A 13,465-nucleotide genomic window follows, 5' to 3' on the forward strand; every position below is an offset into this window, starting at 1 on the left:
AACACAAGGAGAAAAACATGAAATCCAAATTCTTAAAAGCGGCGTTTGCCGTGGTTTCCGCCTGCGCCCTGATGGCGTGCTGCCCCGAAAAAGAAAACAATGCTGCGCAGGGAGCTGCAACGCCGGCCGCGCAGCCCACAACTGAAACTGCTCAACCTGCACCGGAGAAAGATATGAATAAGCTTAACCTCACCGCCGAATGGGACAAGGTTTTCCCCAAGAGCGACAAGGTCGAACATTCCAAGGTCACTTTCAAGAACCATTTTGGCATTGAACTCGCCGCCGATATGTTCGTGCCCAAGGACACGAGCCTCAAGGTGAACGGCAAGTTCCCCGCAATCGCGGTCTCTGGCCCGTTCGGTGCCATCAAGGAACAATCCTCTGGGCTTTACGCGCAGCACATGGCTGAACGCGGATTCTTGACCGTCGCTTTCGACCCGTCGTTCACCGGCGAATCGGGCGGCGAGCCGCGCTACATGAACAGCCCGGACATCAATACCGAAGATTTCATGGCATCCGTAGATTTCCTTTCGACCCGCGACGACGTTGATCCGGAACGCATCGGCATCATCGGCATTTGCGGCTGGGGCGGCATGGCAATCAATGCCGCCGGAATCGATACTCGCGTCAAGGCGACCGTCGCTTCAACCATGTACGACATGAGCCGCGTCACCGCCAACGGTTACTTTGAATCTGCCAATAACGCTAAGGCTCGTAACGAAATGCGCAAGGCTTTGATGGCGCAACGCACCAAGGAATTCAAGGAAGGCAAATACGAACTCGCTGGCGGTGTGGTAGACCCGCTCCCGGCTGACGCCCCCTTCTTTGTGAAGGATTACTACGACTACTACAAGACACCTCGTGGCTATCACAAGCGTTCGCTTAACAGCAATACTGGTTGGATAAAGTCTGCTGCAACTTCTCTGTTGAATACAAAGTTGCTCGCTTATGCCAACGAAATCGAAAGTGCCGTGCTCGTGATTCATGGCGAAAAAGCCCACAGCCGCTACTTCAGCGAAGGTGCTTTCGAAAAGATGACCGGCAAGAAGGTCAAGGTCCCCGCAAAGCTTGACCCTGCGAAGAACTGGAGCCTGACCGTCGGCAACAAGGAACTCCTGATCCTCCCGGGCGCAGTCCACACCGACCTCTACGACGATGTGAACGGCAGGATTCCTTACGACAAAATGGAAGAATTCTTCAAGGCAAATTTGAAGTAGGATGCGGCATGAAAAAAGGAATAATTATGGGAATTCTTGGATTGGGCGCGATGCTTGCCGCATGCGATTGTTGCAAGGGCGAATCGAAGGCGTTCTCGCAAGATGCCGAAATGCGTGCCGTTATGGACAACTTCATCGAAAGTGAGGTCCCGGGCAAGACTCCGCTAGTCAAAATGCGTGAAGTGGAACTCATCCGCATCGTGTCGCTTACGGTGCAGCAGTCGGGAACGCTCCTTGCCGAAGAAGTCGCGACGGCACTTGCCAAGGGGGTTTCGCCCGAGGAAATCCTGGAAGCGGTTTACCAGTGTGCTCCGTATTCGGGGTTCCCGCGTGTTGCCGATGCGGTGGAAATTGTCCGTGGCGTATTCAAGGCGAAGAACGTGAAGGTGGACGAATACAGAGCAACGGTGACGGCGCAGTCCCGCCTGGAGGCGGGTGCAGATGCGCAGGGGACGCTGTTTGGCCAGACTTTCCGCGACATGGCGAAAAACGGAAAGGACGGGATGCCGACTATCAATTACTTCTTGGCGAGCAACTGCTTTGGCGATTACTATACCCGCAAGGGGCTTGACCTTGAAACTCGTGAACTCTTGACGATGGTGATGCTCGTGAACTTGGGAACAGAACCGCAGCTCAAGGCGCATATCGGTGCGAACCTCAAGATTCGCACGGCCGAATACGTGGAACAGGCGATTTATACCTGTTTGCCCTATTGCGGATACCCGCGTACTCTGAATGCGCTACGCCTTTTGAAGGAGGCTGCGGCTGAAGGTAGTGTAAAGGTCTTGGCTGTTGAATCTGCAAAAGACAACATCGTTAGCGATTCGGTGGAATTTGCAAAGCAGAATAAGTTCGGGATTGGTGTACCCAATGTGAATTACGCCAAATACTTTATCGGAAATTCATATTTGAATTCTGTTACGGATGCCAAGTCAGGGTTCCCGATGAACAATGTCACGTTTGAACCGGGTTGCCGCAACAACTGGCATATCCATCATGCAAAAAAGGGTGGTGGTCAGGTGCTGATTGTAACGGCAGGGAGTGGCTGGTATCAAATTGAGGGACAGGCTCCCGTAAGCCTGAATCCGGGTGATGCCGTAGTGATCCCTGCGAATGTCAAGCACTGGCACGGCGCAAAGAAAAACTCCTGGTTTAGCCATATCGCGTTCGAAGCCCCCGGCGAAGGCACCAGCAATGAATGGCTTGAACCTGTAAGCGACGAAGATTATAGTAAACTACAATAGTAACCTTCACCGCGAGCAACCATTATGAAACGCACAATCCTCATCCTCTTAACTTTCCTCATTGGAGTCACTATGGCTACCGAAAAGAAAATCTTGGTCGCGTATTATTCGCGCGCAGACGAAAACTATGGTGTCGGAACAATCACCAAGGGCAACACCGAAATCATTGCCGAGATGATTGCGAAAAAGACGGGCGGCACGCTCTTGCACGTGGAACCCGCAAAGGGATACCCCAAGAAATACGACGACTGTATCAATGTCGCGAAGAAGGAACTCACGCAGGATGCTCGCCCGGCGATTAAGCCCGTGAACGTGAATCCCGAGGACTTCGACGAAATCTACATCGGGTATCCGGTGTGGTGGGGCGAGATGCCGATGCCCATGTTCACCTTCCTCGAAAAGTACAATCTGAAGGGCAAGACGATTCACCCGTTCATGACGCACGAAGGCAGCGGTCTTTCGGGAGTCGCCAAGCTCAAGAAGGTGACCGGCGCGAACGTGACTGCGGGCCTCGCCATCTACGGGCATGTCGCACAGAATGAACGCGAAAAAGCGCAGAAGGAAGTGGACAAGTGGGTAAAATAGCCCGCCGTACATTAGATATCGCAATGGCCGTGCTCACCCTCGTTTTGATGGGTGGGAACGGTCTTTTTTATAATGCTTTCGGCGAAGTGCTGGATAGTGGACTAGTTCACGAAATCTTGGGCGTTGTCTTGTTTATCCTATGGGCGGTTCACATTGTTTGGAATCGCGCGTGGATTAAGGGAATGCTCAAGGGAAAGTACAACGCTTTGCGAATCGTGCGGACGGTCATTAACGCAGGCGTTATCGTGTGCGTCTTGTTCTTGATGATTAGCGGCGTGATGCTTTCGAACCATGTATTCTCTTGGCTCGGCATTGAAAGTGGAGCAAGTTTTGCTCGTAACGCCCACATGCTTGCGAGTCACTGGTACCTTATTTTTGTATCGCTCCATATCGGGCTGCACTTGTCGCTGTTTATCCGTGGAAAGATCGCAACGGGCATAACATTCGCGCTCGCTGCTTACGGAATATATGCATTTGCGGCCCGCGGCCTCTGGAAATACCTTACACTCCAGCAACCATTCTTCTTCCTGAATCTGGAACGCGGCTATTTGCTGTTCGCGCTAGACTACATCGCCATCATGGCGCTGTTCGCAAGCCTAATGGCTGTTACGACGCGTCTATGTCGGCGTTAATATGCAGGTCGTAGTCGGGGTAGGCTTCGCCGATTTCCTTGTAAAGGATGTCGAGGCCTTCTTGCGGCTTGATTTCGAAATTCATGACTACGTCGAAACGGATTGCTTTTTCTTCGAAGTTTACGTAAAATCCGTGGAGCTGCAAAGCCCATTCATGTGCTTTTACCAGCTTCAAAACGTTACTGCGGATCTTGGCGGATTCATCGTTCTTTGTGTTGTAGGAATAGACGCCCACGCCTGTCAGAAGTACGCCGGTTTCCTTGTGCACGCGAGCCTGCACCCTGCGGGTGAGTTCGTCGAGTTCTTCGACTGTCATGGTGTCGGGAAGTTCCAGGTGCACGGAACCGAGGAACTTGTCTGGGCCGTAATTGTTGAGGATGACATCGTAGGCACCGTGGACTTGCGGTTCTTCGGTGAGCAACGCCTTGATTTTCTTGACCAGGTCGCCGTCGGCGCGCTTGCCTAGAATGTCGTCCAGGGTTTCGATCAGCATTCCCATGCCCGACTTGATGATGAATCCTGAAATTACGAGGCCCACGTAGGCTTCAAGCGAAATTCCCGTGAGAATGAAGACGATGGCCGATGCCAGCACCGAAAGGGAGAGGATGGCGTCGAACAGTGCGTCTGCACCCGACGCCACAAGCGCTCCCGAATTCACGCGCTCGCCCTGGCGCTTCACGAATTTCCCGAGCACGAGTTTTACCACCACCGCCGAGGCGATAATCACCAACGAAGCCGTGGAGTAGTCCGCTGTTTCGGGGTGGATAATCTTCTTGACGGATTCTACTGCCGAGGTGCCGCCGGCGTAAAGCACGATTGCCGCGACCACCATTGCACTCAGGTATTCGATTCGCCCGTAACCCAGCGGGTGCTTCTTGTCGGGCAACTTGTTCGAAAGCTTGGCTCCCACAATTGTGATGACCGAAGACAGCGCGTCGGAAAGGTTGTTCACCGCATCAAGAGTCACGGCGATGGAGTTTGTGGCAAAGCCGACGAATGCCTTGAATGCCGACAGCACGATATTTGCAGCGATGCCGATGATGCTTGTCCGGACAATGACCTTTTGACGGTTTTCTGCTTCGTTCATGTGAAAACTCTTAGCGGATGAAGTTCGTATAAATTTTCTTTTCGGCAACAGGCTGCGCAATGCCCGCCTGCTTGCCCGCTTCGATGCTCTTGAGGAGCCAAGCCATGTTGCGGCCGAGTTCGCGCATAATCTGTACGCCTTCTTCGTCCTTGAGTACGTCTTCGGGACTGGAGCCGTGGACCATGTTCCAGTAGCGCGAGGTCACCAAGGGCTGCTGCGCGTAGGTGGGGTACTTGTTCAGTGCGTCGAGGGTGGCGCTGGTGCCTGCGCGGCGTGCCGATGCGACTGTGGCGGCGGGCTTGAAAAGCAGTTCCGCTTCGGCGAGGCCGTAGAGCCTGTCGAGGAACATCAGCATTTCGCCACTGGGTGAGGCGTAGTAAACAGGAGAGCCGTAGACCACCGCGTCGGCGGACTTCAGAATTTCTTTGGCTTCGTGGACAACAGCTTCCGTTTCGCCCTTGAGCACGCGGCCCCCGACAAAGAAGATCTCGGTTTCGATGCCTGCGGCGTTGAGTTCGCTCGCGACAATGTTCAGTGCGGTGTAGGTGCAGCCCTTTTCGCGACGGCTGCCGTTGAACAAGACGACTTTCATGATAAACTCCGGTGAGCTTGATTTTTATACCTGTTGAAAGATACAACATTCTATTGTCATTTTATCAAAGCTAATTCGATTTTAGCCGTAAATAAAGTGAATTTTTCAACATATTTTATAGTAAGTAAAGTTCAATTGGGAGGTTTTATGACGGTTTCAATAAAGGGATTTTCTCTTTTTGCGGGGTCCATCGCATTTTGGGGTACTCTTGCTAGTGCTGCAACGATAAACGTTGACATGGACAAAGAATACCAGCGTATCAGTGGCTTTGGAGCCGCTTCGGCATGGGCTGGCTCTATCACCGACAAGAACGCAGCCTTCCTTTGGGACTCTACCAGTGGCGCAGGGCTTACGCTGCACCGTATCCGCATCGCCCCGGACGGCACTACCTCCGAAACAAGTATCGCAAAAAAGGCGAGTGAATACGGCGTCAAGGTCTGGGCAGCCCCATGGACATCCAAATACACCGTAAATTACGACGGTGACAAAAAGCATTTGGATTTCAATCACGCCCAAGACTGGGCCAACACCATCTTGAAGTTTACGCAAGATATGCGAAATGCTGGTGTTAACTTATATGCAATTTCGTCGCAGAACGAACCCGACGGCACTGGCGATAACCACTATGAACCCGATGAATTGGCGCGTTGGGTCGGCGACTACCTCGGCCCCACCCTTGATACCACGGGCATCAAAATTATTGGTACCGAAGCCATCAACTGGTACGGATTTCCCAATTACAAAAAAGCTTTCTTCAATTATCCCGCTGCCCTGAAATACACGGACATTTTTGGAACGCACGAATACGGTGGAGATCCGGCCGCATACCCTGAAATTCACGAAGCCGGTAAAGAATTCTGGGAAACCGAAGTCTATGATCTTGGAAGTAACAAGGAAGACGTGGGCATGGGAAGTGCTCTCCGCGTTGCAGGTGTAATCCATGACGCCCTGACTATTGCGAACATGAACGCCTGGCATTTCTGGTGGATTTATTCCTGCAGTGAAGCCAGTTGTGGCAACGGAGCCCTCTGGCCGCAAGGACAAGGCAACCCCGACAACGTGGAGCCCACCAAGCGACTTTGGGTTATGGGGAACTTCAGCCGTTTCGCCCGCCCCGGCTCCTGGAGAATTGATGCCACAAAGAATCCCGAAAGAGATGTAAAAGTCACCGCCTACCGCGACTCCCTCAAGACGAAAATTGCAGTCGTCATTCTCAATTCCAAGAATGAGGAATTCAAGGCGGACTTTGACTTCGGAAACACGAAAATTGGAAGTTTCAAGCCCTACGTTACCGACGACAACAATAACCTCAAGGAAGGTGACGAAGTTCAGGTTGACGATACAAAGTGCAGTTACAGCGTTCCGGCCCGCAGTGCAACGACAGTCGAATTCATTCTGTGGCAGGAACCAAAGGTGGAACCGCCCGCAGATTCTACAGAGGCTATCGCCTTCGGATTTTCTGCCCCCCAAAGCCTCCAAAGCACATATAAGGTGTTTAGCCCGCTTGGAGCGTTTGTTGGCGAATTCCAGGTCGAATGTTTCGGTGAACTCCGCAACGCCATGACAAACGCTGGCTTAAGCTTCGGCGTGTACATGGTCAAACGTGGCAATACCAAAACGCAACATATGGTTTTGAAATAGCCCAATTCAAGATATAGGGTTAGTTAAAGTAAAAAACGCAGGCTCGATTGAGTCTGCGCTTTTGGTATTAAAGGGCGTGGTTTACTTCTTCACGTGTCTATGGTATTCTTGGAGGCTGCAGACTTCGAAGCGGCCGAAGTCGTGCTTGTCCATGAGGCCTTCCACGGTAGAGGTGAGGGCGGCGATGGTCGTGGTGATAGGAATGCCCGAGACCACAGCCTTGGAGCGCATCTGGATTTCGTCGACCATGGCTTCGGCGCCGGTTTCGGTGGTGTTCACGATCCACTGCACTTCCTTATCGTGGATAAGGTCGAGCAGGTTCGGGCGGCCACGGGAGATGCGGAACACGGCGCGGGTCTTGATGCCTTCGTTGTAGAGAAGGGTCGAGGTGCCGCGGGTGGCGTAGATGTTGTAGCCCATGTCCACGAGGCGCTTGATGAGCGGGACGGCCTTTTGCTTGTCTTCGTCCTTGAGCGAGACGAAAATGTTGCCTTCGCTCGGCACCTTGTTGCCTGCAGCGAGCTGGCTCTTGAGGTAGGCAAGGCCGCGGTCGCGATCGAGGCTCATGACTTCACCGGTGGACTTCATTTCCGGAGAAAGCGTGATATCCACGCCCGGGAACTTGACGAACGGGAACACGGCTTCCTTGACGCTCACGTAGGGCACGTGGACTTCTTCGGTAAAGCCGATTTGTTCGAGGGATTCGCCGAGCATGCAGCGGCTGGCGTAGCTTGCGAGCGGGACGCCGATGGACTTGGAAACGAACGGCACCGTACGGGATGCGCGCGGGTTCACTTCGATCATGTAGAGTTCGCCATCCTTCACGGCGAGCTGCATGTTCATGAGGCCGACCACGTGGAGTTCCTTTGCGAATTCCTTGGCGTACTTGCGAACCTTATCCTGGATTTCCTTGGAGAGCGTCATGGGCGGAATCACGCTTGCGGAGTCGCCGGAGTGAATGCCTGCGGGTTCCACGTGTTCCATGATGGCACCCACCACGGTGTGCTTGCCGTCGCTGATGCAGTCCACGTCGAGTTCGGTTGCGTCTTCGAGGAAGCGGTCGATAAGAATCGGCTTGCCTTCGCCAATGGCGGCGGCTTCTTCCACGAACTTGCGGAGGTACTTTTCCTTATAGACGATCACCATGCCGCGGCCGCCGAGAACGAAGCTCGGACGCACAAGCACGGGGTAGCCGATTTTCTCGACGATGGCGAGGGCTTCTTCCACGTTGTGGGCGATGCCGCTTTCGGCCTGTTTGATGCCGACCTTGTCAACCAGCTGCTTGAAGAAATCGCGGTCTTCGGCGAGGTCGATGTCTTCGGGACTTGTACCTACGACGTTTGCGCCGGCCTTCTTGAGACGCATGGCGAGGTTCAGCGGAGTCTGGCCACCGAATTGCACAATCACGCCCGCGCAGTTTTCGCGTTCGTAAATGCCCATCACGTCTTCGAGCGTGAGCGGTTCAAAGTAAAGCTTGTCGGAGGTGTCGTAGTCGGTGGAAACCGTTTCGGGGTTCGAGTTCACCATGATGACTTCGTAGCCTTCGCGACGCAGCGTAAAGGCGGCGTGGCAGCAGCAGTAGTCAAATTCGATACCCTGACCGATTCTGTTCGGGCCACCGCCGAGCACCATGATGCGCTTCTTGCCGCGGTTGCCCATGATGGTGCGAACCGGTTCCGTATTTTCGGCGTAGCAGCTGTAGTAATACGGAGTAATGGCTTCGAATTCGCCGGCGCAAGTATCTACGGAGTAGTAGCTCGGCTTGAGGCCAATCTGCTTACGCACTTCCATAACGTCTTCGGGACGCTTGTGGAATATGTAGCCAATCTGGATATCGCTAAAGCCGAATTCCTTGGCCTGGCGGAAGAGCGGGAGGTTCTTGGCGAGGCCGGCGAGAGACTTGGCTGCCTTGATTTCGTCTTCGAAGTAGGCGAGTTCTTCCAAGTGACGGAGGAAATAGCGGTCAATCTTGGTGAGTTCGTAGAGCTTTTCGATGCTCCAGCCGCGACGGAAGGCTTCGTACAGCACGAAGATGCGTTCGGCGCTCGGGCGTGCCACTTCGGCGGTGAGCTTTTCGTTGTCGTAGGCCTTGAACTGTTCGCACTTGGCGCAAGAACCGAATCCACCGTAACCTGTTTCCAGAGAGCGCAGGGCCTTCTGCATGGCCTGCTTGAAGTTGGTGCCGATAGCCATGGCTTCGCCCACAGATTTCATCTGGGTGCCGAGAGTAGAATCGGCCTTCGGGAACTTTTCGAAGGTGAAACGCGGAACCTTGACCACAACGTAGTCGAGTGCCGGTTCAAAGCAGCTCGGGGTCGTCTGCGTAATGTCGTTGCGGAGTTCGTCGAGGGTGTAGCCCACAGCGAGCAATGCTGCAATCTTTGCGATGGGGAAGCCCGTTGCCTTAGAAGCAAGAGCAGAAGAACGGGACACGCGCGGGTTCATTTCGATGATGATGCGGCGGCCGGTCTTGGGCTCGATTGCCCACTGAACGTTAGATCCGCCGGTTTCCACGCCGATAGCTTCCATGACCTTCAGGGAGTCATCACGCATGGCCTGGTAAGCGCGGTCATCAAGGGTCTGGATCGGAGCAACCGTGATAGAGTCGCCTGTATGCACGCCCATGGGGTCGAGGTTTTCGATAGAGCACACGATAACGGCATTGCCCTTCTTATCGCGCATGACTTCCATTTCGAATTCCTTCCAGCCGAGGAGCGATTCTTCGATAAGCACTTCGTTGTTGAGCGAGGCGTCGAGACCGCGGTTCACGATGGTTTCGAATTCTTCGGGATTGTGGGCGATACCACCGCCCGTACCGCCGAGGGTAAAGCCCGGACGGATAATCAGCGGCCAGCTGCCGATGGTGTTGGCGATAGCGGTTGCTTCGCTCATGGAGTGTGCGGAACCGGAACGCGGGAGGTCAAGCCCAATCTTGAGCATGGCTTCCTTGAACAGGTGACGGTCTTCGGCGCGCTGGATGGATTCGGCCTTTGCACCGATGAGTTCCACCTGGTAGCGGTCCAAAATGCCGCGTTCATTGAGTTCCATGGCGAGGTTCAAAGCGGTCTGGCCACCGAGTGTCGGGAGCAATGCGTCCGGACGTTCGCGACGGATGATTTCGTGCAGAATATCGACGCTCAGCGGTTCAATGTAGGTGCGGTCGGCCATTTCGGGGTCGGTCATGATGGTGGCCGGGTTGGAGTTCACGAGCACCACTTCGTAACCTTCGCGGCGCAGCACCTTGCAGGCCTGCACGCCGGAGTAGTCGAATTCGCAGCCCTGGCCAATCACAATCGGGCCAGAACCAATGAGCATGATTTTCTTGATGTCGGTACGCTTAGGCATTCTTTTTGCCTCCATTCACATTTTTCTTATTCTTTTGAGCAAGTGCTGCTTTTACAAGTCCGCTGAACAGCGGGTGCGGTGCCGTAGGACGGCTCTTGAATTCCGGATGGAACTGGCAGGCTTCAAAGTAGGGGTGGTTCTTGATTTCCACCATTTCAACGAGCTTGCCGTCGGGCGATGTACCGGCGATTTTCAGGCCGGCCTTTTCGAGTTCCTTGCGGAATTCGCTGTTGTAGTTGAATTCGTAGCGGTGACGGTGACGTTCGCTAATCTTTTCGCTCTTGTAGAGCTTGGCAGCATTGGAATCCTTCATGAGCTTGCACGGGTAAGCGCCGAGGCGCATGGTGCCGCCCTTTTCGGTGACGTTTTTCTGTTCGTCCATCAGGTCGATGACCGGGTGGGCAGTCTTTTCGTCGAATTCCGTGGAGTTGGCGTCCTTCCAGCCGAGTACGTTGCGTGCAAATTCAATCACGCAGCATTGCATGCCGAGACAAATTCCCAGCAGCGGAATCTTGTGTTCGCGGGCATACTTGATGGCAACACACTTGCCGTTCACGCCGCGGCTACCGAACCCGCCCGGAATCAAGATGCCGTCGGCATTCTTGATGAGGTTCGGATTCTTTTCAAGCTCTTCGGCCTCGATGCATTCCACCTTTACCTTGGCGTTGTGTTCCATGCCGGCATGCTGCAAGGCTTCGTGCACGGACTTGTAGGCGTCGCGGATGGCGATGTATTTGCCCACAAGCGCGATGGTGCATTCGTACTTGGGCTGGGTTGCCTTCTTGACGAGCTTGTCCCATTCGGAGTGGATAATCGGGTGTACGCTCAGATGGAGCTGTTCAAGCACGCGGAGGTCAAGTTCCTGCTTGGAAAGTTCGCGGGGAACTGCGTAAACGGAGTCCTTCACGTCCTTTTCTTCGATTACACATTCGGGCTTCACGTTGCAGAAGAGCGCGAGCTTGTCCAAGTGATCTTGCGGAATTGTCATTTCGGTGCGGCACACGAGAATGTCCGGGAAAATACCGATGTTGCGGAGCTCGGCAACTGAGTGCTGCGAAGGCTTGGTCTTGAGTTCGCCTGCAGCCTTCAAGTAAGGCACGAGAACCAGGTGAACAAAGCAAGTGTTTTCGACGCCGACTTCGAAGCGGAACTGTCTTGCAGCTTCGAGGAACGGGAGAGATTCGATGTCGCCTGCGACACCGCCGATTTCGCAGAGCACGATGTCTGCGCCGCTTTCGGCTGCAGAACGGAAGGCGTCCTTGATTTCGTTGGTAATGTGCGGAATGACCTGCACCGTACCGCCGAGGTACTTGCCCGCGCGTTCCTTCGCGAGTACGGAAGAATAGATGCGGCCTGAGGTATAGCTCGATGCCTTGGAGCACTGCACGCCAGCGAAGCGTTCGTAGTGGCCGAGGTCAAGGTCGGTTTCGTAGCCGTCGTCGGTCACGAAAACTTCGCCGTGCTGGTAGGGGCTCATGGTACCCGGGTCTACGTTCAGATACGGGTCGAGCTTCTGCATGAACACTTTGTAGCCGCGGCTCTTGAGGAGGAGTGCGAGCGAAGCGGAGGTGATGCCTTTACCGAGCGAACTGACCACGCCGCCGGTAATGAAAATGTACTTGGTCTGTTTTTTTGCGGCAGCTTTAGAGGAGGACATTTTTTACCTCTTTGGGGACTTCTGCGGGCTTGGGGGTGCTGACTTGTTTTGCTTTGAATTCTTCGATCATTTGTCTGAATTCACTAAACAGGTAGAGAGAATCGTTCGGGCCCGGAGCAGATTCCGGGTGGTACTGCACGCTGAATGCCGGCAATTGCGTGTGGCGAATGCCTTCGACCGTGTTGTCGTTCAGGTTGATGTGAGTGACTTCGACTTCTTCGGGGAGCGTAATAGCATCGATCGCATAGTTGTGGTTCTGGCTCGTGATTTCGACTGCGCCGGTCTTCACATTCTTGACCGGGTGGTTGCAGCCGTGGTGGCCGAACTTGAGCTTGGAAACGTTTGCGCCCAAGGCGAGGCCGAGCAGCTGGTTACCCAGGCAAATGCCCATCAGAGGAATCTTGCCCAAGAGCTGCTTGACAACGGCGACCACCTGCGGAAGGCTGTTCGGGTCGGCAGGACCGTTCGAAAGGAACACGCCGTCGGGGTTCTTGGCCATAATCTGTTCGTAGGTGGCGGTAATTGGAAGCACCGTGACCTTCATGCCCTGGCTTACCAGGTTTCTCAGAATGTTCGTCTTGATACCGAAATCGAGTGCGACCACCTGCAAGTCACCTTCGGTGCTGAGAACGTAGCCGTTCGGGTCAGAAACCTTACTTGCGTAGTCCTGGCCGTCCAGACCGATCCATTCCTGGGCCTTCTTGATGGCTTCTTCTTCAGTGATGTCGGAACAGTCTACGTGCAGGTAAGCCTTCTGGGCGCCATGTTCACGCAGGTGGATTGTGAGGGCGCGAGTATCGACGCCTGCAATGCCCGGCTTGTTGTGCTTGCGCATGTATTCGTGCAAGCTTTCTTCTTTCAGTTCCGGGCTGACTTCATCCAACGAGTTCACGACAATTCCGTTCAGGAACACGTCGCGAGATTCGGACTTTTCAATGTTTGCGGCGTAGGCGCCGACTTCGGCAGTGGTGAACACCACGAACTGACCCGCGTAAGAGGGGTCGGTCAAAATCTGCTTGTAACCGGCCATACCGGTGTTGAACACGGCTTCGCCGACGGTGTCGGTGGGAGCGCCAAAGGCGTAGCCCCTAAAAACGGTTCCGTCTGCCAGTGCCAGAAACGCCTTCTTTTCGCGTTTCGCTTTCCAGTTGAATCTATCAGTCATAATGTACTCGTTGTGTAGTTAAAATCCGGATAAAAATAAAGGCAAAAGCCAGAAGCTTTTGCCAAACGATAAAGACGATAAAAAACAGAAAAAAGGAAAATTTTGTGAAATCCAGAGAGAGTCGCCTGGTTGCGTTGCGAGATTCCTGCAACGGCGGTACTCATGTGTGCCTCGATGGATTCCGATGTTTTCATCGGGCTCAAAATATAGTAATTCTTTATTCTGTGTTGAAGGGGAATTTTAGAAGATTTTTTTAAGAGCACACGCTGTTTCACTTTTTGTAAAATTTGCCTTTTTAAA

11 protein-coding genes are annotated in these 13,465 nt (G+C 53.8%); 5 read left to right on the forward strand and 6 right to left on the reverse strand.

Features of this window, described 5'->3' with window-relative positions:
- Positions 1–17 precede the first annotated feature (17 nt).
- The 4 genes from QOL41_RS09290 (at position 18) to QOL41_RS09305 (ending at position 3,678) form a co-directional block, all read left to right on the forward strand.
- On the forward strand, positions 18–1,217 hold the full coding sequence (locus QOL41_RS09290; protein ID WP_283429536.1) for an alpha/beta hydrolase: 1,200 nt from the start codon (positions 18–20) through the stop codon (positions 1,215–1,217).
- An 8-nt stretch (positions 1,218–1,225) separates the two neighbouring features.
- Complete coding sequence (locus QOL41_RS09295; RefSeq protein WP_283429537.1) at positions 1,226–2,461, forward strand: carboxymuconolactone decarboxylase family protein; 1,236 nt, start codon at positions 1,226–1,228, stop codon at positions 2,459–2,461.
- 72 nt (positions 2,462–2,533) lie between these two features.
- Positions 2,534–3,046, forward strand: coding sequence for a flavodoxin (locus QOL41_RS09300; RefSeq protein ID WP_283429538.1), 513 nt, complete (start codon positions 2,534–2,536; stop codon positions 3,044–3,046).
- Positions 3,034–3,678 (forward strand): DUF4405 domain-containing protein, encoded by a 645-nt coding sequence (locus tag QOL41_RS09305; protein WP_283429539.1) that lies wholly within the window; start codon positions 3,034–3,036, stop codon positions 3,676–3,678. The genes QOL41_RS09300 and QOL41_RS09305 overlap by 13 nt, the downstream gene beginning before the upstream one ends.
- Here QOL41_RS09305 and QOL41_RS09310 read toward each other — a convergent pair.
- Positions 3,653–4,765 (reverse strand): cation diffusion facilitator family transporter, encoded by a 1,113-nt coding sequence (locus QOL41_RS09310; protein ID WP_283429540.1) that lies wholly within the window; start codon positions 4,763–4,765, stop codon positions 3,653–3,655. The two genes, QOL41_RS09305 and QOL41_RS09310, sit on opposite strands and share 26 nt — an antisense overlap.
- A gap of 10 nt (positions 4,766–4,775) precedes the next feature.
- Entirely contained in the window at positions 4,776–5,357 is a 582-nt protein-coding gene (locus tag QOL41_RS09315; RefSeq protein WP_173652836.1) for a flavodoxin family protein, read from the reverse strand.
- 147 nt (positions 5,358–5,504) lie between these two features.
- Between QOL41_RS09315 and QOL41_RS09320 the strand changes: the two genes are divergently transcribed.
- Positions 5,505–6,998: a glycoside hydrolase gene (locus QOL41_RS09320; RefSeq protein ID WP_283429541.1), complete on the forward strand. Its 1,494-nt coding sequence runs from the start codon at positions 5,505–5,507 to the stop codon at positions 6,996–6,998.
- An 81-nt stretch (positions 6,999–7,079) separates the two neighbouring features.
- On the opposite strand, the gene carB is transcribed toward QOL41_RS09320, so the two are convergent.
- Genes carB through QOL41_RS09340 form a run of 4 tightly spaced genes read right to left on the reverse strand, consistent with a single transcriptional unit; the run spans position 7,080 to position 13,359 of the window.
- Positions 7,080–10,343 (reverse strand): carbamoyl-phosphate synthase large subunit, encoded by a 3,264-nt coding sequence (gene carB, locus QOL41_RS09325; RefSeq protein ID WP_283429542.1) that lies wholly within the window; start codon positions 10,341–10,343, stop codon positions 7,080–7,082.
- Entirely contained in the window at positions 10,336–12,000 is a 1,665-nt protein-coding gene (pyrG, locus tag QOL41_RS09330; protein ID WP_283429543.1) for a CTP synthase, read from the reverse strand. Before pyrG ends, carB begins: the two co-directional genes overlap by 8 nt.
- Positions 11,987–13,165, reverse strand: a complete 1,179-nt coding sequence (gene carA, locus QOL41_RS09335) for a glutamine-hydrolyzing carbamoyl-phosphate synthase small subunit (protein WP_283429544.1) — start codon at positions 13,163–13,165, stop codon at positions 11,987–11,989. The genes pyrG and carA overlap by 14 nt, the downstream gene beginning before the upstream one ends.
- Positions 13,162–13,359: a hypothetical protein gene (locus QOL41_RS09340; RefSeq protein ID WP_283429545.1), complete on the reverse strand. Its 198-nt coding sequence runs from the start codon at positions 13,357–13,359 to the stop codon at positions 13,162–13,164. Before QOL41_RS09340 ends, carA begins: the two co-directional genes overlap by 4 nt.
- Between the last annotated feature and the right edge of the window lie 106 nt (positions 13,360–13,465).

Origin of the sequence: Fibrobacter sp. UWB10 (assembly GCF_900182935.1) — a bacterium.
GTDB lineage: Bacteria > Fibrobacterota > Fibrobacteria > Fibrobacterales > Fibrobacteraceae > Fibrobacter > Fibrobacter succinogenes_O.